Annotated in this window: 18 protein-coding genes; 13 read left to right on the top strand and 5 right to left on the bottom strand. The window is 44.9% G+C overall.

From position 1 onward, the window contains the following. From GO493_RS18155 to GO493_RS18145, 3 genes are all read left to right on the top strand, one after another. Positions 1 to 8400 carry an RHS repeat domain-containing protein gene (locus tag GO493_RS18155; protein ID WP_157307636.1) on the top strand — a complete coding sequence of 2800 codons (8400 nt, stop codon included), beginning with the start codon at positions 1 to 3 and terminating at the stop codon, positions 8398 to 8400. Beyond that, positions 8381 to 8773, top strand: a complete 393-nt coding sequence (locus GO493_RS18150) for a hypothetical protein (protein WP_157307635.1) — start codon at positions 8381 to 8383, stop codon at positions 8771 to 8773. The genes GO493_RS18155 and GO493_RS18150 overlap by 20 nt, the downstream gene beginning before the upstream one ends. A 338-nt stretch (positions 8774 to 9111) precedes the next feature. Next, complete coding sequence (locus GO493_RS18145; RefSeq protein WP_157307634.1) at positions 9112 to 10407, top strand: cytochrome c; 1296 nt, start codon at positions 9112 to 9114, stop codon at positions 10405 to 10407. A gap of 44 nt (positions 10408 to 10451) precedes the next feature. On the opposite strand, the gene mutS is transcribed toward GO493_RS18145, so the two are convergent. Continuing rightward, the gene (mutS, locus tag GO493_RS18140; RefSeq protein WP_157307633.1) at positions 10452 to 13058 is read right to left on the bottom strand and encodes a DNA mismatch repair protein MutS; all 2607 of its coding nucleotides are present in this window, start codon (positions 13056 to 13058) and stop codon (positions 10452 to 10454) included. A gap of 52 nt (positions 13059 to 13110) precedes the next feature. On the opposite strand from mutS, the gene GO493_RS18135 reads away from it, so the two are divergent. The 9 genes from GO493_RS18135 (at position 13111) to GO493_RS18095 (ending at position 19650) form a co-directional block, all read left to right on the top strand. After that, entirely contained in the window at positions 13111 to 13641 is a 531-nt protein-coding gene (locus GO493_RS18135) for an RNA methyltransferase (protein WP_232538887.1), read from the top strand. A 30-nt stretch (positions 13642 to 13671) separates the two neighbouring features. Further along, the gene (locus tag GO493_RS18130; protein ID WP_157307632.1) at positions 13672 to 14538 is read left to right on the top strand and encodes a UbiA-like polyprenyltransferase; all 867 of its coding nucleotides are present in this window, start codon (positions 13672 to 13674) and stop codon (positions 14536 to 14538) included. Between the two features lie 14 nt (positions 14539 to 14552). Further along, entirely contained in the window at positions 14553 to 14963 is a 411-nt protein-coding gene (gene ruvX, locus GO493_RS18125; RefSeq protein ID WP_157307631.1) for a Holliday junction resolvase RuvX, read from the top strand. A 47-nt stretch (positions 14964 to 15010) separates the two neighbouring features. Beyond that, positions 15011 to 15589, top strand: a complete 579-nt coding sequence (gene def, locus GO493_RS18120; protein WP_157307630.1) for a peptide deformylase — start codon at positions 15011 to 15013, stop codon at positions 15587 to 15589. A 67-nt stretch (positions 15590 to 15656) separates the two neighbouring features. Continuing rightward, entirely contained in the window at positions 15657 to 16205 is a 549-nt protein-coding gene (locus GO493_RS18115; protein WP_157307629.1) for an RNA polymerase sigma factor, read from the top strand. Between the two features lie 4 nt (positions 16206 to 16209). Next, the gene (locus GO493_RS18110) at positions 16210 to 17070 is read left to right on the top strand and encodes an anti-sigma factor (protein WP_157307628.1); all 861 of its coding nucleotides are present in this window, start codon (positions 16210 to 16212) and stop codon (positions 17068 to 17070) included. A 226-nt stretch (positions 17071 to 17296) separates the two neighbouring features. Further along, on the top strand, positions 17297 to 17848 hold the full coding sequence (locus tag GO493_RS18105) for an RNA polymerase sigma factor (RefSeq protein ID WP_157307627.1): 552 nt from the start codon (positions 17297 to 17299) through the stop codon (positions 17846 to 17848). Between the two features lie 2 nt (positions 17849 to 17850). After that, a complete protein-coding gene (locus GO493_RS18100; protein ID WP_157307626.1) occupies positions 17851 to 18687 on the top strand; it encodes an anti-sigma factor in 837 nt (278 codons plus the stop codon). A 27-nt stretch (positions 18688 to 18714) separates the two neighbouring features. Continuing rightward, complete coding sequence (locus tag GO493_RS18095) at positions 18715 to 19650, top strand: hypothetical protein (RefSeq protein WP_157307625.1); 936 nt, start codon at positions 18715 to 18717, stop codon at positions 19648 to 19650. Positions 19651 to 19784: 134 nt separating this feature from the next. Here GO493_RS18095 and GO493_RS18090 read toward each other — a convergent pair whose 3' ends face one another. Further along, positions 19785 to 21446, bottom strand: coding sequence for a gliding motility-associated C-terminal domain-containing protein (locus tag GO493_RS18090; protein ID WP_157307624.1), 1662 nt, complete (start codon positions 21444 to 21446; stop codon positions 19785 to 19787). 231 nt (positions 21447 to 21677) lie between these two features. Next, entirely contained in the window at positions 21678 to 22751 is a 1074-nt protein-coding gene (locus GO493_RS18085) for an RluA family pseudouridine synthase (protein WP_157307623.1), read from the bottom strand. A gap of 149 nt (positions 22752 to 22900) precedes the next feature. On the opposite strand from GO493_RS18085, the gene lipB reads away from it, so the two are divergent. Continuing rightward, complete coding sequence (gene lipB, locus GO493_RS18080) at positions 22901 to 23620, top strand: lipoyl(octanoyl) transferase LipB (RefSeq protein ID WP_157307622.1); 720 nt, start codon at positions 22901 to 22903, stop codon at positions 23618 to 23620. A gap of 29 nt (positions 23621 to 23649) precedes the next feature. Here lipB and GO493_RS18075 read toward each other — a convergent pair whose 3' ends face one another. After that, positions 23650 to 24399 carry a hypothetical protein gene (locus tag GO493_RS18075; protein WP_157307621.1) on the bottom strand — a complete coding sequence of 250 codons (750 nt, stop codon included), beginning with the start codon at positions 24397 to 24399 and terminating at the stop codon, positions 23650 to 23652. 152 nt (positions 24400 to 24551) lie between these two features. Continuing rightward, positions 24552 to 25424: a 1-aminocyclopropane-1-carboxylate deaminase/D-cysteine desulfhydrase gene (locus tag GO493_RS18070; protein WP_157307620.1), complete on the bottom strand. Its 873-nt coding sequence runs from the start codon at positions 25422 to 25424 to the stop codon at positions 24552 to 24554. Position 25425 lies beyond the last annotated feature (1 nt).

Here is a 25425-nt window from a genome sequence, read left to right as displayed (position 1 = left end):
ATGAAAGCTTTGATACGAATAATGACCAGATGGGGGATGATATTGTTGCTGCTGATGACAGTGGCGGGGAAATCCTATGCCCAGCATATCACGTCACTGAAGGAGGTACTGGATGGAAGTAAGAACCAGCTGACAGCCGGTGCTGCCATTACTGTTACAGACAGCGTTTATTTTAACGTTAGCAAACAAAGCCTCCTGGATACACCTTACCTGGTCAGGAATATTGTTACTTTCAGTATTAATGAATATTCAAACCGCTATCTGCCCGGGCCATTTACGGCAACAGCCAGCCTGCGTATTATATACACAAGGCCGGACTTTGTCGTAGACTCGGTTGACAGAACATTGAATATCAACTACGATACCACAACCTACGCTGGTAAAAGCAGCTTTGTGTTCGCTAACGCGCATAACGTGACCGTTAAGGTACTTTCCGTTACTGCAAACGCTTCAAAAGATGTGCTCCCGGCGTTACTGATAGAAAATGAGATGCAGGTCAGGGTAACATATAAGTTGTCCTGTACTGGTAACATTGTCACCTCTTTAGTAGCGGAAGCTCCCGCCAACCCGGATTCTGCAGATGAAGTAAAGGTGAAATGGAATGCAATAGAGGGCATGGATATGTACGACCTGGAATGGGCATATATTGATTCTACAGCGCTGGCAGATACGAGATATGGAAACCTGCAGGATGCAAGCCTGATCTTCAGGAACAATGCCTCCCGTGTAACAGTAGCGGGTAACAATTACAATATCCCTTTAATATATGATAACGGTGGGGTATTGTTTTTCCGTGTCAGAGGTGTACAGGAGCGTGAAGGCAAAGGACGGACTGAAACCGCCTGGAGTTCTTCCCAATCCGGCGGACTGGGGCAATTTAGCTTTTCCGGTCACCAGCGCTCGCTGAACTGGCAGTCAACGATCAGCTTTGCAGAAGAAGGCAAGCGAAAAGTAGCAGTTGAATACTACGATGGCAGCCTGCGTGCCCGTCAGGCAGTAACGAAAGACAATACTACTCAAACAGTTATTGTTGGTGAATCCCTTTACGACTATCAGGGCAAAGCTGTTATACAGGTAATGCCATCTCCCTCCCTTAACTCCGTTATCAGCTATTCAAGAAATTTTAACAGGGCATTGAACGGGGGGGAATACGATAAGAGTAACTACGATTCTGTTGGAAGCCCGGCTGAGCTGCTGACAGCATCAGCTAAACCTATGTCTACAGCTTCCGGTGCTAACCAGTATTATTCTGCGAATAACCCCGAAAAGAATAACGGTGAAAACCAATACATCCCTGACGCAGGAGGTTACGCGTTTACAGAAACCTCCTACACACCTGACAATACTGGCCATATTGTCCGTCAGGGTGGGGTAGGACCTGTACACAAACTTGGGGGGAACCACGATACCAGGTATACTTATGCCTCTCCGGGCGATAATGAAATGGATATATTGTTCGGAACAGATGCCGGACCGGTAAGCCACTACTACAAAGATTATGTTCAGGATGCTAATGGTCAGTACAGCGTATCCTATATAGATATGTATGGCCGTACCGTTGCTACAGCTTTGGCGGGAGTACCAGACAGTGCCGCATTGACGCCACTTTCTTATAATAATGCTATCAACTTTACAGATACGCTGTCCCGCAGAACAGTAGTAAAGGACCTGGTGCTGGAATCTGCCCAGAACCAGATGGTGGTTATTGAGGGTGACTATAAGTTTAACTACCTGTTAAATGCTCCGGTACTGCAAAGGAAGGATTGCGATAACAATACTATCTGTTATAATGGATTATACGACCTTGAAATAAAGATCACTGACGACGCCTTTAACCAGCGTCTCGGCGGACAACCATTTGACACTATCCTGCATAACTACACTCCCGGAACCTATCCAACCGGCTGTAGCGCAGCCCAGAATATCCAGGTAGGCTTTACCAGGCGCCTCAAACCGGGTGCTTACAAGATCACAAAAAGGCTCACCATTAACAGGGATGCCCTGGATTATTACAGGGATAGCGTGTTCCTGAAGGAGAACCTCTGCGTTACGTTAGAGCAGTTCATACAGCAACAGCGTGACATATTAAGCACCCAGGAATGTAAACCATCTTGTGAATCCTGCAATGAGGCAATTGGGCAATGGGAGACATTCAGGGATAAATACATGAGCAATACAGGTATTAGCCCGGCAGATTCTGCTGCTGCCCGTGACCAGGCGCTTACAGCATATAATGAAGCGGTTGCTGACTGTAAAGCGTTATGTGGCATCACATCCGAATCAGAAAGCATAAGAAATGCCATGTTGCAGGATATGGTACCTCCTTATGGCCAGTATGCTACCCTGGGCGATACACTGACACTGGATCCCTATTCTATTTTCTTCCAGGTAAATGATAAGACATTACCGCCTTATCAGCGTGATTCTATTATATACTATGATGAATTAGGAAGAAGGGATAGTGTTTATAACGAGGAGACCGGCTCATTGGTCATCCCCCAACGTCTTAGTCCGGAGCAGTTTGCCGCTAAGTTCAGGACTTCATGGGCAACTGCCTTATTACGTTTCCACCCTGAATATTATAAGCTGCTTTTATTTGAGAGTTATAAGAGCACTTATGATTGGGACAAGAAGTTTGAAGGTGTGGACAGTTATCAGCAGGCAAAGACTGCAGGATACCTGAATCCGTTGGGTAGTAGTTTTGTTCCTGGCTTCCCTTCCGGAGATATAGACCCTTATTCTTATAGCCTTGCCTCAAAGGTGGTGCTGGAAGCGAAAATGAAGAACTACAATGAAGCAAAGAAAGAAGCCGACAAGAGGTCTATCTGGAGTATGGCGACTATTTCAGCTAAATGTCTTTCTAATTCTACCGATTGTTTCAGTGCCTACGCCAAAACATCAGATGCTTTTAATGAAGCCACTTTATGTACTGGCGATCTGGATATGGCATGGCGTACGTTCAGGCAGCTCTATCTCAATGCCAAACATGCACAGATCGACTACACGATCAATGAGACAGTTGCTCCAGGTTACGTTAGGGTAACTGCGAACCAACTTTTTACGGCTGGTAAGCAACCTCATTTTGCTCCGGCTGAAGATGCTCTGGAACAGAGCGGGATGGGGGCTTTTGTGAATGGCACTGATTCTACTATAATGAAAGATTCAGTAAATGCCATGATGCAACGTTCTTATGATGAGAACTGTCGTAGTTATGTAAGTGCCTGGATGAAGCAGTTAGCACCTTGTAAATATAGTCAGTCGAATCTGGAAGTTCTTACTGATAGCCTTGTAGCTGTATGTAAGGAAGGAGCGGATCAGGACCATCCTTATGGTGCAAGTACTGTAAGACCATCCAGTACAAGCCGTTACAGGAGTTTTATTGAAGTGGTGGATACTTTAAACGCAAGATGGGGGATTTCAAATTCGTCTGAATGTAATGGATACCTGATTACTGTACCTGCAGCATATGATAAACAGCCGGCTTATGGTAATAAACAAACCTATACCAAACCGAGTAATTGTGAATGCGAAAACCTGCGACAGTTAAACACAGAATATCTGGCATATAAAAAATCCACTGATCTTAATCTGGCTGTTTACCTGAACCGAACTAGGAAAACATCTTTCACGAATGAACATATACAGCGCTTATTGAGCGTATGTGATGCTTCTGCGAGTAACTGTAATTATCTGGGCGGAATATTAGAAATACCTGCATTGATCCAGTGTAATGTAGCTCCTCCTTGTACGACCTGTGAGGTAGTGAATGATCTCTACGATGAATATATGACCAGGTTCCCAGGAATGAAACCTGAAAAAGAAGAAGCAGATAGTGTTCAGCGTAAAAAGAATACTCTGTTTGCTTCTTTTATGACCAACAAGCTGGGATTCCGTAAGGAAACATGGGAATACCTGGCCTTTATGGACAGTTGTCAGCTATATGGAGGGAAAGATAGTCTCGTGTGTAATAAACAACTGATGCATAGCTATTCTAATGGCACGAAGGACTTTATCTACGATATGGTAAGCACTGCTGATAATGGTTACATAATGGCCGGGTATACTACGGTCAATAAGTCCCATACAGATGCCTATCTGGTAAAGACAGATGCAAGTGGAAATGTGCAATGGTCAAAGCGTTATGGTGATGCCAGTGCGGAATATCTCGCAAAAGTAAAAGCAACCGCTGATGGTGGTTACATTGCTATTGGGGCTGTGGGTAAGTACGCCTTGATCTTAAAGATGGATTCTCAGGGTACATTAACCTGGAGCCGTCGTATTGGTTATGATACTCAGGGAGGTGAAGCGGGAACTGATATTATACAAACTACAGATGGAGATTATGCCTTTACTTCAAAATATGATATTAGAAATGCGGCTGCCGATATTATGGTTGGTGCGATAACATCAACCGGTAATGTTAAATGGTTGAAACGAATAGGAAACAGTAATGGTGATGAAGGTGCTTCTTTATTGCAGAACAATGACACATTGGTTATTACAGCCTGTTCGATTTGGAGTAATGATTTTGATGGCTCTATTATAAAGATGAACCGTAATACAGGTAGTCTAGGTAAGGTGAGAAAATATGATATGGGTCCAAGTTCAACGAGTAACTTTTCAGGGTTCATTCTGAAGGTGCCTGGGGGATATCTGGCAAATTATGCAAATGGAAGTGGTGATGCTGCGAGAAATAGTATTCTGAAAGTTGATGAGAGAGGAAATGTATTATCATTAAACGAATTCACCCGTCCGATGGATAGTACGGTTACCCAGTGGATGCCTATTGGGTATGCTGCTGATGGAAGTATAATGGCTGTTCAGAATACATTGCTAACGTCAAAAAATAACATTACCTGGCATAAAATAAAGGCAGATGGCACTCTATTATCGTCAGATATGATGGTGATGGATAGTGCTCTGTCTATGAATAAGATAGTTGCGGTAGCAGATAATAGATTCATTGGTGCTGGTAATTATGGAAACGATGCTTTCCTGATGTTTAAACCTTTTTCCGGACAATTAAGATGTAGTGATCTTTCAGTGAATGTGGCCTATAACAAATTGTCTATTAATTCCAGTGATGAAGTTCAATTGGGGGTGGATTGGGCGCTGCTTGATACGGGCGCTACCTGGGTGACGCTTCAGGAAACAGTTATGAATCCTGTACATAAAACATTTAATTGTATAGCAGGTGATGATTGTTTCAGGATAAGTAACGGGCCACATTTATGCGGTTACGCCGATCCGGTTTTCCCTCCTATAGATGCGAACGAAGTTGATAACTGTTCTGACAACGAATTCTTTGCTATTGCTAAAGGAACAGAGCTATTTAATGCTTACAGAGATTCTTTAAAAAATGATTTTGAAGCAGTTTATATAGATACCTGCATAAATGCAGGTCTAAGAGAACTCTTTACAGTCAATTATAATACCTCAGAATATCATTATACCCTGTATTACTATGATCGCGCAGGTAACCTGGTAAGAACAGTACCTCCATTAGGTGTTGTAATTACCCGTACAGCTGACTGGGTTGCCGGTGTAAGAGCAGCCAGAGCTAATGGTACTACAAAACTGCCTCCACATAGGTTAACTACAGAGTACAGGTATAATACCTTAAATAAGGTGATTGCTCAGCAGGCGCCGGATAACAGTAGAATGCATAGATTCTTCTATGACCGTATAGGCCGGCTGACCGGCTATCAGGACCCTGTACAGGGTGGTAATGGAAGGCTTACTTACTCCCTGTATGATAACCTTGGAAGAGTTATTCAGAAGGGAAGCACCCGCCTATTCCAGCTTACACACCAACTGGCCAGGGATACGGCAGGATTTAACCAGTGGTTTAATGGAGCGGCAAGTACGAGAATAGAGATTGTAAAGACGACGTATGATGTGCCAAATTCCTTGTTGAGTGGAGGCATACTTTCAGCTACTAACCTGCGTAACAGGGTATCCTGGTCTGCGCTGTATTCTACAGCAGCTGATTTAAACAGTAACGTTTATACTACCGGTACTTTCTACAGTTATGACAGGCATGGTAATGTGGATACCCTTATCCAGGATTTCCGTATCGGAGCTATGGCTGCTGCGGTAGGTAACCGTTTCAAAAAAATAGTTTATCGGTATGACCTGATAAGCGGTAAAGTAAATCATGTTGCTTATCAGCCTGGACAGCCTGATGCTTTCTATCATCGTTACAGTTATGACGCAGAGAACAGGATTACCAACGTTGAAACCAGTCGTGACAGTATCTACTGGGATAATGACGCTTACTATAAGTATTATAAGCACGGTCCGCTGGCAAGAACAGTCATTGGTCAGCAGCAGGTGCAGGGACTTGACTATGCCTATACTTTACAAGGTTGGCTTAAAGGGGTTAACAGTACAGCAGTAACGGCAAGTGCTGACATGGGTAAAGATGGCATTACCGGTGGATTGGTGGCTAAAGACGCCTTTGGTTTTGCTCTCCACTATTACGGCAACAGGGATTATTCAGCTATAAACAGTACAAATCCTTTTGCTAAAGCTGAGCCGGCAGGAGCTAACTTCAAGTCTTTGTATAATGGTAATATAGCAGCTATAAGCCAGAATATACCTGTAGTGGGTACACCTTTCTTATCTACTTATACATACGATGTCTTGAACAGGCTATTAGGTATGAGAGTTTCACAGGGTCTGAATACTACAACCAATACCTGGACGCCAGTAATGTTACCTGACTTTAAGGAAGCCATTTCATATGATGCGATGGGTAATATCAAGACATACGTCAGGTACGGTAATAATACGTTTGCCGGTATGCCATTGTTAATGGACAGCCTGCAATATAATTACCCAGGTAATTCTAATAAGTTAAGTGAGATAAAGGATTTCGTAGATTCTACTAATTATGCTAATGATATTGATAATCAGAATACACTGAATTATGACTATGACCTTTCGGGCAGGCTGAGAAAAGACGTTAAAACAGGTATCACCATCGGCTGGACTACCCGTGATAAGATTGACAGTATTCTCTACAATACGGGTGAGGAGATCGAATTTTCATATGATATTGCTGACAACCGTATAAGTAAGATTGCAGGGGGGAAAGAAACCTGGTATGTCCGTGATGCCACTGGCAATGTAATGAGTGTCTACACGAAAGGAGATAATTCCGTTAATAACGGAGACCTTACGCAATCGGAAGCTCATTTATATGGTAGCAGCCGTTTGGGTATTAATACATTGAATACCAATGTGAAGAATGTTGCTAGCCCGGCGATAGTTAACTTACCGGGTTTAGGATCAGGATTTAATACTAATTTCACCAGAGGTAAGAAGTTCTTTGAGTTAAGCAACCATTTGGGGAATGTGCTGACAACGGTATCTGATGGAAAGGAGGGTGTGTCTTTCGATAGTGTGTCTATAGACCACTTCGAAGCAGATATTGTTTCAGCGCAGGAATATTATTCTTTTGGTATGCTGATGCCAGGAAGAGGGTTCAGCAGTAATAAATACCGTTATGGGTTTAATGGTAAGGAGAATGATAATGAGGTGAAGGGTGATGGAAATCAGCAGGATTATGGGTTCAGGATATATGATCCGAGAGCGGGGAGGTTCTTGAGTGTTGATCCGTTGACAGGTGATTATCCGGAATTAACACCATATCAGTTTGCAAGTAATCGACCAGTGGATGCAAACGATCTTGACGGTGCAGAAGCGACTCACTGGGATCCTGTAAGGCGACAATGGATGATGCCATCAGATGCAATTAGGCATCCTCTTCCCCCTGGGGCATTTATGCCGTCGAATGATTATGCTAAAGATGGAGCAGCTAATAGCACAAGAAGCATGGCTGTAGTAAGTGGTATTGTTATTGGTGTTGTAACTGCTCCAACGATTGCAGTATGGGCAACTAGATCAGGACTGGTTGGCTGGACCGGTAGATTATTTGCAAAAAATACTTTTGCGATGGGGGTGACTAGTGCTGGAGCAGATTTTACTGTTCAGACATTTGTTCAGCTTGGTCAAAAAGGAAAGATCTCATTTTCTGAGTATAATTTAACCAGTATAACCGCAAATGGTCTCTTTTCACATCCCTTTACGTCTGCATTTCTAGGATCAGCTTTCGAGCTTCATGCACAACGAGGTGCATTAGACAATTCTATATTTGGTGAAAAGGACTTGCAGACTATTGGAATCGAAACAGGTGCAGGTACCTTTTTTAATTGGGCAGCAGGAAAGGGAACCAGCGCATTCGGACGCTATTATGGAGAAACTGGAAGTAATTATGTTACCAATTTGTTTGGGAATCAAATATCTGGTACAGGCACATATATTTACGGACAATACAAAACAGCGAAAGAAAATGCTGAAAAAAAAGAGAATATAGATGAGAAAAATGGAAATTAAGCGACCTGTTGTTTTGGGTGTTATAGCTGCAATATTTGGCATAATAATATATCTATCATATAACGCAAGGAATAAATTAATTAATCATGGGAGATTAACTCAGGGTATTATAGTAGGTGAGGATAGAACTTATAGGGGATATTTGGTATTGGAATATGAGTTCAATGTAGAGGGTAAGAAATTTACAAATACTCGTGATTTAGTAGGGCTTGTTGTAATGGCAGGAAGGGATTTTCAGGGTAAGAGTTTCCCAATACTCTATGATCCACAAGATCCTAGTCTTAATGACATTCTGATTACACCAAAAGGATTTGGATCTTATAATAGGGAGTTTCCTGATAGCCTGAATTGGGTTAAAAATTATTTAAAGTGATGGAGTCTTTCTTAATAGAGAATCAACTTAAGATAAGGTTAAGTAAGGCAATCTAGTTGTAATGATGAAGATTGTCAACAATGGTTTTACAGATCTTATAATCGAGAAGAAAATATCTGGCAGCGGAGCGAGAAAATGCTCTGCTGCCTTTTAATGGATAATGGGTAAATTCGAATACGTCAAAAAAGTTCGACAAACTGTAACTAAACTATGCACTTATTCCCCTGCTGGGGAAATAATAGTAAATATCATAACGGGGCTTCCTGTTCCGTATCACTTATAAAGTCTTTTAATTTAGATTTGACTTATATTCATGATATAATTCCCGAACCGTGAATATGTTATCGAGATCTGTCTTGCTTTTCCTGTTTTTGTCTATTCATTTAAACAGCCGCGCCCAGCATGCTACCTGGTCAGAGCACATTGCGCCGCTTATTCACAGGAATTGCAGTCCCTGCCATCACAAGGGAGAAGCTGCACCTTTTTCTATGGTGACTTATGAAGAAGTGGCCAAGAGAGCCAGCTTTATAAAGCGTGTTACAGAGAACCGCTATATGCCGCCGTGGAAGGCAGACCCGCATTATGTGACCTTCTCTAACCAGAGAAGGCTGACAGATGAGGAGATTGCACTGATAGCAGACTGGGCAGATCATGGTATGCCGAGAGGGAAAGAAGGGGAGGAGAAAACTTCTTTTGCGGAGGGTACTCAATACCGCCGTAATCCTGACCTGGTGCTGAAAATGCAGGAGTCTTTCAAACTAAAAGGCGATAATACAGAACGGTTCATTGTTTATAAAATACCTTTTGAGCTGCCTGATTCTGTTAGTGTGGAAGCTATAGAGTTTACCACTAACAATAAAAAAGTGATCCACCATGCTAACTATGAAATAGATGATGTACCAACAGATGCCATTTACAATACCAGGGACTATGTAGATAACACTGATTCCCACCTGGATTACCTGCAGTATTTTGTCAACTACCGGAAAGGCATACGTTTCTTTGGCGGCTGGATACCCGGCAGTTCCTATGAATCTTACCCGGAAGATATGGGTTGGGTAATGCCTAAAAGGGGAGTGGTGCTGATGACTGTACATTATGCACCCCTGGGAAAAGATGAAGAAGTGATAAACGGGGTACAGTTCTTCTTCAGGAAAACGCCGGTAAAAAGAAAGATCAAAGCTACTACATATGGGTCAGGCGGGGTAGGAGAAAAGCAGATCACTCCTTTCTTTTACATTCCTGCCAATGTGGAAAAGGATTTTAAACTGAGCGTAAAAACGGAAGAGACCCAATCTGTATTATATGTATGGCCGCATATGCACCTGCTGGGAAAAGTATTTAAAGCATATGCCGTAACACCGGAAAATGATACGATAAAACTGGTATCTATTCCTGAATGGGATTTTAACTGGCAGGAGATCTACTGGTTCCCTAAACTGGTGAAGATCCCGAAGGGTACTGTAATAACTATAGAAGGTAAGTATGACAATACTATTAATAACCCGGTGAACCCTTCTTTTCCTCCGCAGCTGGTATATGGAGCAATGAAGACTAAAGATGAGATGATGACGATGGTAGTGGTGTCTGTTCCTTACCAGGAGGGAGATGAGGATAAGGTCATAAAACGATGATAAAAATAAAACAGGCGGTATCTTTTGATACCGCCTGTTTTATCTTATAAGAGTGATTTAATATCATTTAGTTTGAGCAGCGCTTCTACCGGCGTTAGCCTGTTGATATCGACAGTATCCAGCATTTCCCTGATCTGTTTGAAAGTGTCACTATGTGCGTCAAAGATGCTTAGCTGTACTTTGGAAGGAGATGCGGCAATGTTCTTTACGTTCTGTTGCAGGGGGGCTTCAATATGTTTCTCTTCCAGCTGTGCCAGTACTTCATTGGCCCTGTTGATGAGGGCGGGAGGCATGCCGGCCATACGCGCCACATGAATACCAAAGCTATGGCGGCTGCCGCCGGGAGCCAGTTTTCTGAGGAAGATCACTTTATTGCCGGCTTCCTTGTTGGTGATATGGAAGTTGCGGATGCGGCTGTGTTTGTTTTCCAGTTCATTCAATTCATGATAATGTGTAGCGAACAGCGTTTTAGGACGGTGTTCGGTCATATCATGAAGGTATTCCACTATGCTCCAGGCAATGGATATACCATCATATGTACTGGTGCCACGGCCTATTTCATCCAGTATTACAAGGCTGCGGTCTGAGATGTTATTGATGATGCTGGCGGTTTCGTTCATTTCAACCATGAAGGTGGATTCTCCTCCGCTCAGGTTGTCTGATGCGCCAACGCGGGTAAAGATCTTGTCTGTGAGCCCGATGTTGGCTGATGCAGCGGGTACAAAGCTGCCCATATGCGCCATAAGGGTGATGATGGCGGTTTGCCGCAGTAATGCTGACTTACCGCTCATGTTAGGGCCGGTGAGGATGATGATCTGTTGTTGTTCTTTATCCAGCAGGATATCGTTGGCAACGTAACTTTCTCCGGGGGGAAGTCCGCGTTCTATAACGGGATGTCTTCCTTCTTTGATTTCCAGGCTATAGTCCTGTGTTATATTAGGCCGGCGGTATTTGTACTGTACGGCATTATTGGCAAAGCAAAGCAGGCAGTCTATTTCTGCCAGCAGTTTTGCATCGTCCTGTATAGGCTTGATATAAGGCTGCAGGGCAGCCAGCAGCTGGTCAAAGATGAGTGTTTCCAGTGAAAGGATCTTCTCTTCTGCACCTATGATCTTCTCTTCATATTCTTTCAGCTCGGGAGTGATATAGCGTTCTGCGTTGGCCAGTGTTTGTTTGCGTATCCAGGTATCCGGCACTTTATTCTTATGTGCGTTGGTTACTTCAAGATAATAGCCAAACACATTATTGAAAGCCACTTTCAGGCTGGGAATGCCGGTTGCGTCAGATTCTGTCTGCTGGATACGCAACAGGTATTCTTTGCCGGAATGTGCAATTTTGCGGAGGTTGTCCAGTTCTTCGTGTACACCTTCCTGTATCACATTGCCTTTGCTGACCAGCACCGGCGGAGTTTCCACCACTTCTTTCAGGATGCGTGCCAGTATATCGGGGCAGGGATCCATGCGCTGGCTGAGGAATTGCAGGTGTGAATTATTGCTTTTTGCCAGCAGTTCCTTTACGCCTTCTACCTGTTGCAGCGCTCTGGCCAGGGACATAACTTCCCGGGGATTGATCTTGCGCAGGGGGATCTTGGAAACAAGCCGTTCGAGATCGCCGGTTTGCTTCAGGTGATGGTGTAAGGCTTTGGAAAGTTCTGTTTCTTTTATAAAGTATTCTGTTACGTCCAGTCGCTGGTTAATTTTAGCGATATCCTGCAGCGGGAGTGCCAGCCAGCGTCTCAGCAGCCTGGCGCCCATAGGGCTGACAGTGTTATTGAGTACATCCAGCAGGCCGTTACCCTGTTCCATACCACTGCTGACGAGTTCCAGGTTGCGGGCGGTGAAACGGTCCATCCACAGGGCGTCTTTTTCGTCAATACGCTGTATGCCGGTAATATGCTGCAGGTGCGGGTGCTCCGTATCGCGGAGATAGTGGAGGGTGGCGCCTGCGGCAATGAGTGCGTCCTGTAGCTGTTCTACACCAAAGCCTTTTAGACTGTGTGTCTCAAATTGTTTGAGCAGTGTTTCCTGGGCGTAATTGGAGGTAAAGATCCACTCGTCCAGTGTGTATGTGTAGAACCTGGTGCCGAAGCATTCTTTGAAATGTTTCTGTTGAGGACGGGCATACAGTACTTCTGCAGGTTTGAAGCTCTGCAGGAGTTTATCAACGTATTCAAGGGTGCCTTCTGCTACGAAGAATTCTCCTGTAGATATATCGAGGAAGGCAATACCAGTTTTATTCTTACCGAAATGTACAGCAGCGAGGAAGTTGTTGCTGCTGTTTTCCAGGATCTTGTCATTTACGGCTACGCCGGGAGTTACCATTTCTGTAACGCCTCTTTTTACGATGCCTTTGACAGTTTTGGGATCTTCCAGCTGATCGCACACGGCTACCCTGTGGCCGGCCTTTACGAGTTTGTGAAGGTAGGTGTCCAATGAGTGATGTGGAAAACCTGCCAGATCAACATATGAGGCGGAACCATTTGCCCTTTTGGTCAGTACAATGCCGAGCACTTTTGATGCAATGACAGCATCTTCATTAAAAGTTTCATAAAAATCGCCCACACGGAACAATAGCACGGCATCCGGGTAACGGTCTTTAATAGCCTTGTGCTGTTGCATGAGCGGGGTTTCTTCCGATTTGCTTTTCGCCATGCGGCAAATATATAGAAACTTGGAGTCACTCCTTTTATTGTATTTTTGCAAAATGCGCAAATTAAGCATGGATGAACTGGGCCGTAAAACGGTGGAACAGTTTAAAGAAGCAGATAAGACGCCGCTGGTACTTGTGCTTGACAATGTACGCAGTATGCATAATGTAGGATCAGTGTTCCGCACTGCAGATGCTTTTCTGCTACAAGGAATTGTATTATGCGGCTATACGCCGGTTCCTCCTCACCGTGATATTCAGAAAACCGCTTTAGGCGCTACAGAAACGGTTGAATGGCAATATTTTCCCACTACCAGGGAAGCTGTGGAGAAGCTGCGTGAGGCTGGTTATGCTATTATGACCATAGAGCAGGCGGAGAACAGCGTGATGCTGGATGCCTTTAATCCGGATCCTTCCCGGCCGCTGGCGCTGGTATTCGGGAATGAGGTATCAGGGGTGGATGCAGAGGTCATGAAAATGGCGGATGGTTGTATAGAGATCCCGCAATCCGGTATGAAGCACTCATTAAATATATCGGTAAGTACCGGTATTGTAGTTTGGGATATCTTTGTGAAACTCAAAAAGTAACTGCTGCAGGCAGCATATAACTATATTACTATGATCACTACAGTCAATAAATACCTATCGCTGGTTAAGTTCAGCCATACCATTTTTGCCATGCCGTTTGCCCTGACGGGTTTTTTTATGGCAACCGTCAAGGCAGGTCAGCCTTTCAGCTGGCAGCTGTTTGTGCTGGTGGTGTTGTGTATGGTCTTTGCCCGCAGCGCTGCTATGGGCTTTAACCGCTGGCTGGATGCGGATATAGACAGGAAGAACCCCCGTACTGCAAAGCGGGAGATCCCGGCGGGCGTGATCACCGAGAAGAATGCGCTGTTATTTGTGATCGTGAACTGCCTCTTGTTCATGCTGACCACCTGGTTTATTAACAGGATCTGTTTTTTCCTTTCGCCCGTAGCGCTGATAGTGGTGCTGGGGTATAGCTATACCAAGCGTTTTACTGCATTATGTCACCTTGTGCTGGGACTAGGGCTCTCCCTGGCTCCTATAGGCGCTTACCTGTCAGTGACAGGTCAATTTGCCTTGTTGCCGGTGTTGTTATCTGTGCTGGTAATGTGCTGGACCGGAGGTTTTGACATTATTTATTCCCTGCAGGATGAAGAGTTTGACCGCTCATTGTCTCTTAATTCTGTTCCTGCCTGGCTGGGAAAGACAGGGGGCCTGCATTTCTCTGAGGCCCTGCACCTTATAGCAGGGGCGCTGGTGATCATTATAGGCCTTATGGGGCATTTTCACTGGCTGTATGCTATTGGCGCTACTGTTTTTATTATTATGCTGATCACCCAGCACCTGCTGGTAAAGCCGAATGACCTGAGCCGTGTCAATATTGCCTTTATGACCACTAATGGTATTGCCAGCGTAGTGTTGGCGGTATTTGCCATCAGTGATATGCTTTTTATTGGTTAAACTGTTTATATACGATGGCGAGAATAATGGCAATTGATTATGGTAAGAAAAGGACGGGCCTGGCTGTGACAGACCCGTTACAGCTGATAGCCAGCGGACTTACTACTATTCCTACTCACAACCTGATACCTTACCTGAAAAAATACCTGTCAGAAGAACAGGTGGAACTGATATTGATAGGAGAACCCAAAAACCTGGACGGGGGGGCTACTGATGCTACTGCCCTTGTTACAGAATGTGTGAGGATACTGCAGAAAAATTTCCCTGAGCTTCCTGTAAAGAAAGTAGATGAGCGTTTTACGTCAAAGCTGGCTGTACGTGCTATGATAGACAGCGGACTGAAAAAGAAGGACCGCCAGAATAAAGCGCTGGTAGACGAGATCAGCGCCACTATTATATTGCAGGAATATCTTCAGCACAAATAATTACCCAATTGATCTTACCTTTGCAGTTCTGAAAAAAATACTGAATAATGATTCTACCTATTGTTGCTTACGGCCACCCGGTTTTACGTAAAATGTGTGAAGATATTACACCTGATTATCCCCAGTTGGAACAACTGATCGCAAATATGTGGGAAACCATGTACGGTTCAAATGGGGTAGGGCTGGCAGCACCGCAGATAAACAGGCCTATCCGCCTGTTTGTGGTGGACAGTGAGCAGATCATTAACAGCCTGGAAGAAGATGAGAAGAAGGATTATCCTGGTGATAACGGCATTAAGCAGGTTTTCATCAATGCTCATATAGTAGAGACTGATGGGGAAGAGTGGGCTTATAATGAAGGCTGTCTGAGCATCCCGAAAGTAAGGGAGGATGTATACAGACCTGAGTCAGTGACACTGCGTTATGTAGATGAGAAATTCCAGCCACAGGAGCAGACTTTTACCGGCATTACTGCCCGCGTTATATTTCATGAATATGACCATATTGATGGTAAATTATTCATAGATCACCTGAAGCCGTTGAAGAAAAGGATGATCAAAGGTAAACTGGAAGATATTTCCAAGGGGAAAGTAAGCGTTGATTATAAAATGATATTTCACAAATAAAATAAGTGAAAATTTTGTAATGTGAGAAAACCCTGCTATTTTAGTGCCTGCAAACTAATACAATACATTGGGAGCGGCAGTCACATATACAGAATCCGAATTAGTACTTGGTCTTAAGGCCAGGAACGAGAAATACTTCGGTTACTTATATGATCATTATTCCCCGGCATTATATGGCATTGCCCTGAAAGTATTAAATGATGAAACTGCTGCAGGGGATGTACTGCAGGAGATCTTCCTCAAGATCTGGCGGGGCATAGAACGCTATGATGCTGAAAAGGGGAGGTTGTTTACCTGGATGGTGAACATTGCCCGTAATACCGCTATTGATACCCTTCGCTCAAAAGCCCATAAACTTGGGCAGAAGCTGCATGAACTGGGGCCTAATGCACAGGCTTCAGACCAGCTCACCGTGCAGCCTGTAATAGACCATCTCGGATTGGTGAAAGTTGTAGAACAACTGAACAAAGAACAACGTGTTATTATAGACCTGGCTTATTATAAGGGATGTACGCAGGAAGAGATAGCCAAGATCCTCGATATTCCCCTGGGGACCGTGAAGACCAGGATGCGTAATGCGATCATACAACTGCGCAATATTTTAAAACAGATCTAAGCAAGTGGATGTTCAACGCTACATATCGTCCGGTGTTATAGAAAACCATGTTACAGGATTACTGTCTGAGACAGAGTCCCGTGAGGTAATGGCAGCTATACAACAGCATCCCGAGATCAGGGCTGCTGCAGATGCTATACAGCAGGACATGGAACGCTATATAGAGATGTGGGCTAAAAAGCCGCCTGCAGCGCTGAAACGTCAGCTCATGGAGCGCCTGAACAAGGACGATGTGGAAGAAGCGATCCCGGTAGTGGAAGAGCAAGCAGCAACATTTGCCGAAGTGGAGTCTTTCAGCAGTAATGGAAGCATGAGCCTGCAGCTTTCTCCGCTGAAAATGTGGCAATATGGGGCCATTGCTGCTTCTGTGCTTCTGCTTGTGAGCACGACGCTGAATATTGTAGCCTATAGCAATGCTGATAATTATAAAACCAGGAATACAACTCTTGAGGCCGGCCAGGTAGAGCTGACGGCAGAAAGGGATGCTTTTAAAGAACAGCTGGACCATACGCAGAAGGAAAACAGCCTGATGAAAGACCCGGCGTTCAAATGGGTGAAAATGCTGGGTGTAGGTAAACACTCTGGTGCTGTGGCCACTATTTGCTGGAACCCTGAATCTAAAGAGACCTTTGTCCTGGCGCAGGTGCTGCCGGAGCCTCCTGAAGGCAAGCAATATCAGCTCTGGGCAATTGTGAACGGCAAGCTGATAGATGCCGGTATATTTGAGCGTGATTCTGCCAAAGCTCTTCAGAAAGTAAAAAATGTAGAAAAAGCGCAGGTTTTTGCAGTGACCCTGGAGAATAAGGGTGGTAGCCAAACCCCCACCCTGGACCAGATGTTTGTAGCTGGTAAAGTAGCTGGCTGATAATCTGTTGACCTTCCCCTGTTATCTCTTCTTATCGCTTCATTATCAATTATTCTGTAATAATTTGGTATCTTTCCTTTATTATTGCATTCCCGTTTAAACCATTATTTAACAATATTTGGATTTTTAACATCCAGTTGTACCGGAAAACAGACATCTGTAGCACCTGACAGCTGAAATGTGGAGCACATTCTGAATTGTATTTTTAACAAAATTTTTGACTCTTTTGGAATCCGCGTTCAACTATACGGAATCTGAGCTTGTGCAGGGGTTAAGGGCCAAAGACCAGAAGGTATTCGGATACCTGTATGATCGTTATTCGCCGGCCCTGTACGGTGTAGCGTTAAAGGTGCTCAATGACGAGGGCAATGCGAGTGATGTCTTGCAGGAAGTGTTTGTCAAGATCTGGCGCAATATTGACAGATATGACGATAGTAAAGGGCGTTTATTTACATGGATGCTCAATATTACCCGCAATACCGCCATTGATTCTCTCCGGTCAAAGGCACATAAAATGGATCAGAAAATCCAAGACATTGGAGATGACGTACATTTATATACAGGTAATTTAACCGTACACCCATCCGTTGACCATCTTGGACTTTCAAAGGTCCTTGAAAAATTAACAAAGGAACAACGGATCATCATTGATTTAGCGTACTATAAAGGATGCACCCAGGAAGAGATTTCCAAGGTGCTGGAAATTCCTTTGGGTACGGTTAAAACGAGAATGAGAAACGCCATAATTCAATTACGGAATCTGTTAAAATTAGTATAAGAGTGGACGCGTCACGTTTCATATCGTCCGGTTTAGTAGAAGCTTATGTTAGCAAACTTGCCACACCAGCGGAAACGCAGGAGCTGGAGCGCGGCATGGTAGTATATCCGGAAGTTGCGGCAGCAGTAGACGACTGCCAGCATGATATGGAACAGTATGTATCACTATATGCTGTAAAGCCTCCTGCATATCTCCGGCAACAGATACTTAGTACTGTAGAGACTGAAGAAGAAGCCCGGCACAGCAATGCCTACATTGAAGAAACGATTGCAGAGGAAATATATACCAGGCCTGTGCGTGTACATGGCATATGGCGCTGGACAGCGGCCGCATCTATCATCCTGCTGGCCGGCAGCGTGTTTCTGGGTTACACGTTTTACAACCGTTACAATGATTATAAGATCCGTTATGAAAACCTGCTGACGCAGAACAACACGCTGACCGCCAATACTGATCTTTATCGCACACGCATGGAGGAGATGAGCAAGTCTCTTCACATCATGAAAGATCCTGCCATGAAAATGATAAAGATGCCTGGCACCCAACTCTTCCCTGATGCAATGGCTACCGTTTACTGGAATGCCAGCTCTAAAGAGGTATTCGTACTTGTGAATAACCTGCCTGCGCCTGCTGCTGATAAACAATATCAACTCTGGGCCATCGTAGATGGTAAACCGGTAGATATGGGCATGCTTGAACCAGGAAATGCTACTCCTGAGCTGCTTCAGAAAATGAAATCTATCAGCGCTGCAGAAATGTTTGCGATTACTCTCGAAAAGAAAGGCGGAAGTGCAACGCCAACATCAGACCAGATGTATGTAGCAGGAAAAGCCGGGTGAAACCGGTAAAATCCATAATTTCGTGCTATGCGAAAATTATGGATGTACCTTTTCACGCTGTTCTTTTTTCATAATACCTATGCACAGGACACAGCTATTTATAAAGGAATGACCGTTAACCTGGATGAAGTGGTGGTCCAGGCAAAACGTATAGGCTTTGATGTAAACAGTTTCATTAAAAGAGTAGAAGACGATACTACTTTCTACAGGGCATTTAAAAACCTCCGTCTTCTCGGATATGTGTCGGACAACGATATCCGCATTTACGATAAAAAGCAGCAGGTACAGGCTTCTCTTAAGAGCCGGACACATCAGACCATGCAAGGCTATTGCCGTACGATGAAAGTGCTGGAAGAGCATGCAACGGGCGACTTTTACACCAAAAAAGGTGATTACAACTACTATACAGCGGAACTTTATGCAAGCCTTTTCTTCACAAAAGGTACTGTTTGTGTGGATGCCAGCGGCGAAAGCCCGGAAACTTCCGGCGGCAGTATGGCTAAGCATAAGGCACAGCTCAAAAAGCTGATCTTCAACCCGGGAAAACCGGTAAGAGGGGTGCCTATAGTGGGAGCTAAAGTAGCGATCTTTGATCCGGAAGTGATGCGTCTTTATAATTTCTCCATTACTGCTGAGGATTACCTGGGTAGTACTCCCTGCTATGTTTTTACTGCAAAGGCAAGAGATGATCTGAACAGATTAGACAGGGGGGAGATAGTAATCAATGAGCTGATCACCTACTTCAATAAAGATAATTTTGAGATAGTAGGGCGTAAATATTCCCTTTCCTATAAAACGATGCTTTTTGATTTCAATGTGAAGATGAATGTGCAGATGACCAAGCAACAGGGGCTGCTTATTCCATCACTGGTTACATATGACGGGACATGGGACGTGCCGTTTAAGAAGCGGGAGACAGCTACGTTTGTAGCTAAGTTTCATAGTTTTGATGCTGCTAAATAAATTATTTTTGGCTGTATACAGCATGAAGAATTACTGCAAAAAAAATGGTTTCGCCCCGGCGAAACCATTTTTTTTGCAAGCGTGAGCTGGCCTGCGGCCGGCTAAAAAATTCAGACCGGCGAGTTATACGATTATTAATAGATCACTGTTACAGTTCCGGTTTTCCGGATCAATTTTCCTGTAGCTACGATCTTGTAGTCCATTACCCAGGCATAAGTTCCAACCGGTACTCTTCCTCCCTGTTTTGTGCCTTTCCATCCTATCAGCGGATCTGTGGTATAGTATACCCTTTGTCCCCAGCGGTTATATAAACTTACTTTATAGTCAGCTATCTCGCACCGGAATTTTGGTCGCCAGTAATCATTCAATCCGTCTCCATTAGGGGTAAATGCAGTGGGCAGGAGGACCTGGCAATCGCATTCCTGGTAGGTTACGTTTATTTCGTCTATTGATTGTCCGCAACTATTGGTAGCTACCAGTGCATAAGTACCTGCCTGGGTAACATTATAGAATGGTACGGAGGTACTATCCTGCCATTTGTATTGGGAGCCTCCGCTCTGCGGGTTCAATCTGAGCACCTCTCCGTTACAAAGCACAGTATCCCGGCCAAGGTTTACGCGGAGGGTATCTTCTGTCTGTACATGAATAGTATCGCTTGATACGCAACGGCCAACCTGTGCTCTTACCCAGTAATCTCCTGTTTGCCGTACATAGTAGGTAGCCTGTTTGGAAGTATCCTGCCAGCGGTAATTGGCAGTGCCGAAGTCAGCTTTTAACACCAGTGTCTCTCCTTTACAAATTGTAGTATCGTTACCCAGGTCTACGTTCCTGTCTGGCCAGAACCTTATTCCTATAGTATCCAGTACGTCGCAGGTATTGTTGATATTGACCAATACCCAGAGGGCCCAGTTACTTCTTATGGTAGTGCTGGGCGTTCTGGCGCCATTACCCCACCTGTAATTGCTGCCACCGGGAGTGGTAGCATCTATGAAGAAGGTTTCACCGGGGCAAAGCACTGTATCAGGACCGAGAGAGAACGGATAGGGGCTGCCGGTAAAAGTGATGGTGATAGTATCCCTGTAGAGACCACAACCTTTGGCATCGGCTGTTACGGAGTATTGTACCGGGCCGGTAGGTACGTCACTATGTACTACGATGGTGGAGCGGGTCTCGCCGGTGCTCCACAGGTAAGTACAGTTCTGTGCGGTGGCGTCCAGCTGGATATTTTCACCCAGGCAGAGCACCAGGTCATCTCCCAGTTCCAGTTCCGGAACGGGGGTATAGAAGATGTTCACAGAATCGGGTACCAGGCATCCGTTGATCTTTACCTTGTAGGTGGTAGCGGTATCTACGACTATGCTCTGGCTGGTAGATCCGTCCTGCCATTCGTAAGCAGCGCCGGAAACAGTTGGTGCGGTCAGTGTAATGGTAGTACTATCGCACAGTGTCTGGTCTGTAGGGCCAAAATCGTAAGGTACGGGCGCTACAATGGTAATGTCTAATGTAGAAGTGCTGGCGGCGCCGTTACTATAGCTGGTAAGTGTTACAGTATAGGTACTAAGGGTATTGTACAGGTGAGCGCCGGTGATTTTTTTTGAGGAATCTGCGGCACCTGAAGCCGGATCTCCGAAGTTCCATTTTACAGAATCTATACCTGCCTGATCAGCTTCCGCAATGATGAATCTTACACTATCGTTCTGACATGTGGTTGAATATGTAAAAGGTGTTGTGGTTTGGGCAATTATGATACCCGGTAGAGTCAGTAAGACTAAAATAAGTAGATATAGGCTTCTCATGGCTGGACATGGGTAAGGTGCTAAATTATCGAAAAAAACTGATATGTTTAATTTTTTTAATGAAGGGGATGTGTCTGTGTGGTTTTTTTGATGTGTAGCGGGATAACTGCTCAAAAGATGGGTTTGGCCGAAGGCCAAACCCATCTTTTGAGGGTGATTTTTTTTTGCGCTGCGCGCAGCTAAATTTTTTGAATAGAAGTGATTTGCGCTGTGCGGCTGAATTTTTAATAATTATTGCTCATCCAGTGGTCTGGCGGTGGTATATCTTTTCCATTTTTCCAGTACAGCTTTAAAGTCTTCCGGCATAGGACTTTCAAAATGCATAGGCTGGCGTGTACGTGGATGTATGAATCCCAGTGTTTTAGCATGCAATGCGTGACGCGGCATGATCTCAAAGCAATTTTCCACAAATTGCTTGTATTTGGCAAAAACGGTCCCTTTCAGGATACGGTTACCGCCGTAGGTATCGTCATTGAACAGGGAATGGCCTATATGCTGCATATGTACCCTGATCTGGTGGGTACGTCCTGTTTCCAGGCGGCATTCAATGAGTGTCACATAGTTAAAACGTTCCAGCACTTTATAGTGGGTGATGGCTTCTTTACCATATTCGCCTTCGGGATATACGTCCATGATCTTACGGAAGCGCTGGTGACGACCTACATGTGCTTCGATAGTGCCTTCATCTTCCTCAAAATCTCCCCATACCAGGGCCATGTAGCGACGTTGTACGGTATGGTCAAAGAACTGTTTGGCCAGGTCGTTCATGGCTTTGTCTGACTTGGCTACTACCAGTAGTCCGCTGGTATTCTTATCAATACGATGTACGAGCCCGAACCTGGGTATAGCGGGTTCTGCTACGGGGGTAGTGGTATGATCTCCCAGGTACCAGGCTAATCCGTTTACCAGGGTGCCGGTGTAGTTGCCGCAGCCGGGATGTACTACGATTCCGGGCAGTTTGTTGATCACCATTACGTCATCATCTTCATAAACAATGTCTAATGGCAGTTCTTCCGGGATGACCTCGGTATTTTCCGGGTTTTTGTGGGAGAAAACTACGATGTGATCATGTGCTTTCACCTTATAGTTGGATTTTACCGGCTTTTCATTGACCAGCACTAATCCGGCATCGCAGGACTGCTGTATTTTGTTGCGGGTAGCGCCTTCCACACGGTTCATGAGGAATTTGTCCACGCGAAGTGGTTCCTGGCCTTTGTCGGCTATAATATTTACACGTTCATACAGCTCTTCGCTGCCTTCTCCGTTTTCCAGCTCATCGTCAAGTTCAAGCAATTCTTCCGCCATCAGGATTGAAAATTTTTGCAAAGGTAAGGATTGCAGGGCTCTTTCTTGGTGCTGGTATTGGTTGTGGTTGTTTTTCTATGCAGGAGGAGGGGAGGTTGGCCTGCGGCCAGCCGGGGTAAAAGGCAAAATTTCGTAATTTTACGGCCGCCATGAACAAGAAGATCATTTACACGAGAGACCTGGGAAGTATTGATTATCAGCAGGCCTGGGATTACCAGGAACAGCTTCTTCAGCAGAATGTCAGTATAAAGCAGGCGGCTGCCAAAGGTGAAGCTGCTGGTCAGACCACCAATTACCTCTTATTTTGTGAGCATCCTCCTGTGTATACGCTTGGGAAAAGCGGGCATATGGAAAATCTTCTGATCAGCAATGAGCAGATGGAGGAGAGGGGTATCAGCTTTGTGCCTACCAACAGGGGAGGGGACATCACTTATCATGGACCGGGGCAGGTGGTAGGATATCCTATCCTGGACCTGGAGAACTTCTTTACTGACATAGGGAAATACCTTCGTTTTATGGAGGAAGTGATTATCCGCACACTGGCAGAGTATGGTGTGAAGGGAGACCGTTCTGCCGGTGAGACCGGTGTATGGCTGGACCCGCATGATCCTGCAAGGGCACGAAAGATCTGTGCGATGGGTGTGCGTTGCAGCCGGTGGGTAACTATGCATGGTTTTGCTCTGAATGTAAATACAGATCTGAATTACTTCAGCAATATTGTTCCCTGTGGGATAGTTGATAAGAAAGTGGCTTCGCTGCATGAGGAGCTTGGCAGGGAAGTCTCTTTAGCGGAAGTAAAGGAAAAGATCGGCAGGCACTTTGCGGAAGTGTTTGGTGCTGAGATGGTTGCAGGTAGCGTTACAGTTTAAGGATCTTGCCGGGGGCAACCCGGCAAAGATCAGTTCCTGTAAATCAGCGGAATGAACAGATTCCATTTCTCATAGGATTTGCCATTCTCAAAGATCTCAAAGTTAAACCAGCCTGCATGCAGGAAGATAGCTTTTTCCAGTATCAGGAATGGTTCTTTCACTTCCTTTATCTCAAACAGGAAGGAACCATCCGGTTCAAAGAATTTTACGGAGTATTTTTTCTGTGCAGCGTCGGGCAATCTGATATTGACGTTTCCATCGGCAGTGGTATAGACATAGTTGGACGGATGCCATACTATCTTCACCGGTTTGGGTTCTTCTTCCTTACCTTTTCCGTCTGCTGTACCGTTGGCAGCCTGTTGCGCTGCAATAGCCTCTTTCACGTCTGCCAGCTGTAATTTCTTACTGGCATCTATGGTGCTGTCGGGCACAGCCATTAAGGTTTTTGTGTAGATATACCTGCCGTTATTGAATTGTATAAAAAGGCGATAGTAGTTGGACCCCGGTAGCGGCTTAATGTCTACAAAAGAGTTCCTGTAATTATTAGGATTGCTTACGTAAGCGATAGTACTAAAGTTCAGTACGCTATCTATAGAACGCTGAACTCCGATATGCATGACATCCCTGAATCCTGAAATGAATTCCAGCTCAATTTTTCCCGTTTTTATCAGAGCGGAAAAGTCAGGTAATACAGGCGGAGTGCTTGTTTGTGCTTTGACGAAAGATGCGGATGCTGTAATAATTACTGCTACTATAAAAAAACGCGACAACTGCTTCATATATACTGATTCCTGTATCTATATCTTAGGTTGGCAAAAGTACAACTGTCTTTCAAGATAGTAAAAAAGTTAATAAGAGAATTAATACCTGACAGGCTGTAAACGTCTTCCGGCATTGGTATATTTTCCTTTAATACCAGATTAACAGTTTATTAGGATAATAAGGGATTGCCCTGCAGACCGCCGGTATGTATGAGCAGGATGCGGCTGCCGGAAGGATATTTTCCTGCTTTTATATCTTCACATACACCCCGTACCAGTTTGCCGGTATAAACAATATCGAGGGGGATTCCCGTCTGGATGAAGAAGTCTTCCATAAATTCTTTTAATCCGGCGGGTACTTTAGCGTATCCTCCGCCATGATGCTCATGTACCAGTTGCCACAGTGGAGGCCTGGGTACTGTGATCAGCGCGCTGACTTCCTGTTCCAGATATTCTGCACCTTTCAATACAGGATAGCCTCTCAGTTCCTGGGCCGGAAGGGCGCTGTTGATGAGCCCTGCCAGTGTGGTACCTGTGCCGCACGCACAGGCAATATGTGTAAAGCTGCTGGTGTCTGCCAGTGTGAGTATTTCTTCGCAGCCTTTAGCTCCTGCTGCGTTGTTACCACCTTCCGGCACGATGAAGGCATCGGGGAACAGGGAGGCCCAGTCAGTGGTATTTTTATGCCGGTAAGCTTCCCGGCTGATGAATTGCAGCTGCATGCCTTTTGCCATGGCTTCCTGCAGGGTATGACTAAGCACGGGTGGTTTTTCTCCGCGGATGATCCCTGTACAGGTCAGTCCGGCCAGCTGGCAGGCTGCTGCTGTAGCTGCAATATGATTGGAATATGCGCCACCGAATGTGAGGATATGACTTTTACCCTGGGCTGCTGCCGCTATGAGATTGTATTTGAGCTTGAACCATTTGTTGCCTGAGACTTCAGGATGTAGCAGGTCAAGACGCAGCATGGCCGCCAGGATAGTATCTGGCAGCCATGTTGCTTTAAATTGCTGAAGAATGATATTACTGTAGTTGAACTGCATT

Source organism: Chitinophaga tropicalis (assembly GCF_009758205.1).
Taxonomy (GTDB): domain Bacteria; phylum Bacteroidota; class Bacteroidia; order Chitinophagales; family Chitinophagaceae; genus Chitinophaga; species Chitinophaga tropicalis.
The sequence above is the reverse complement of the archived record's forward strand: the minus strand, read 5'-3'. Positions and strand labels throughout refer to the sequence as shown.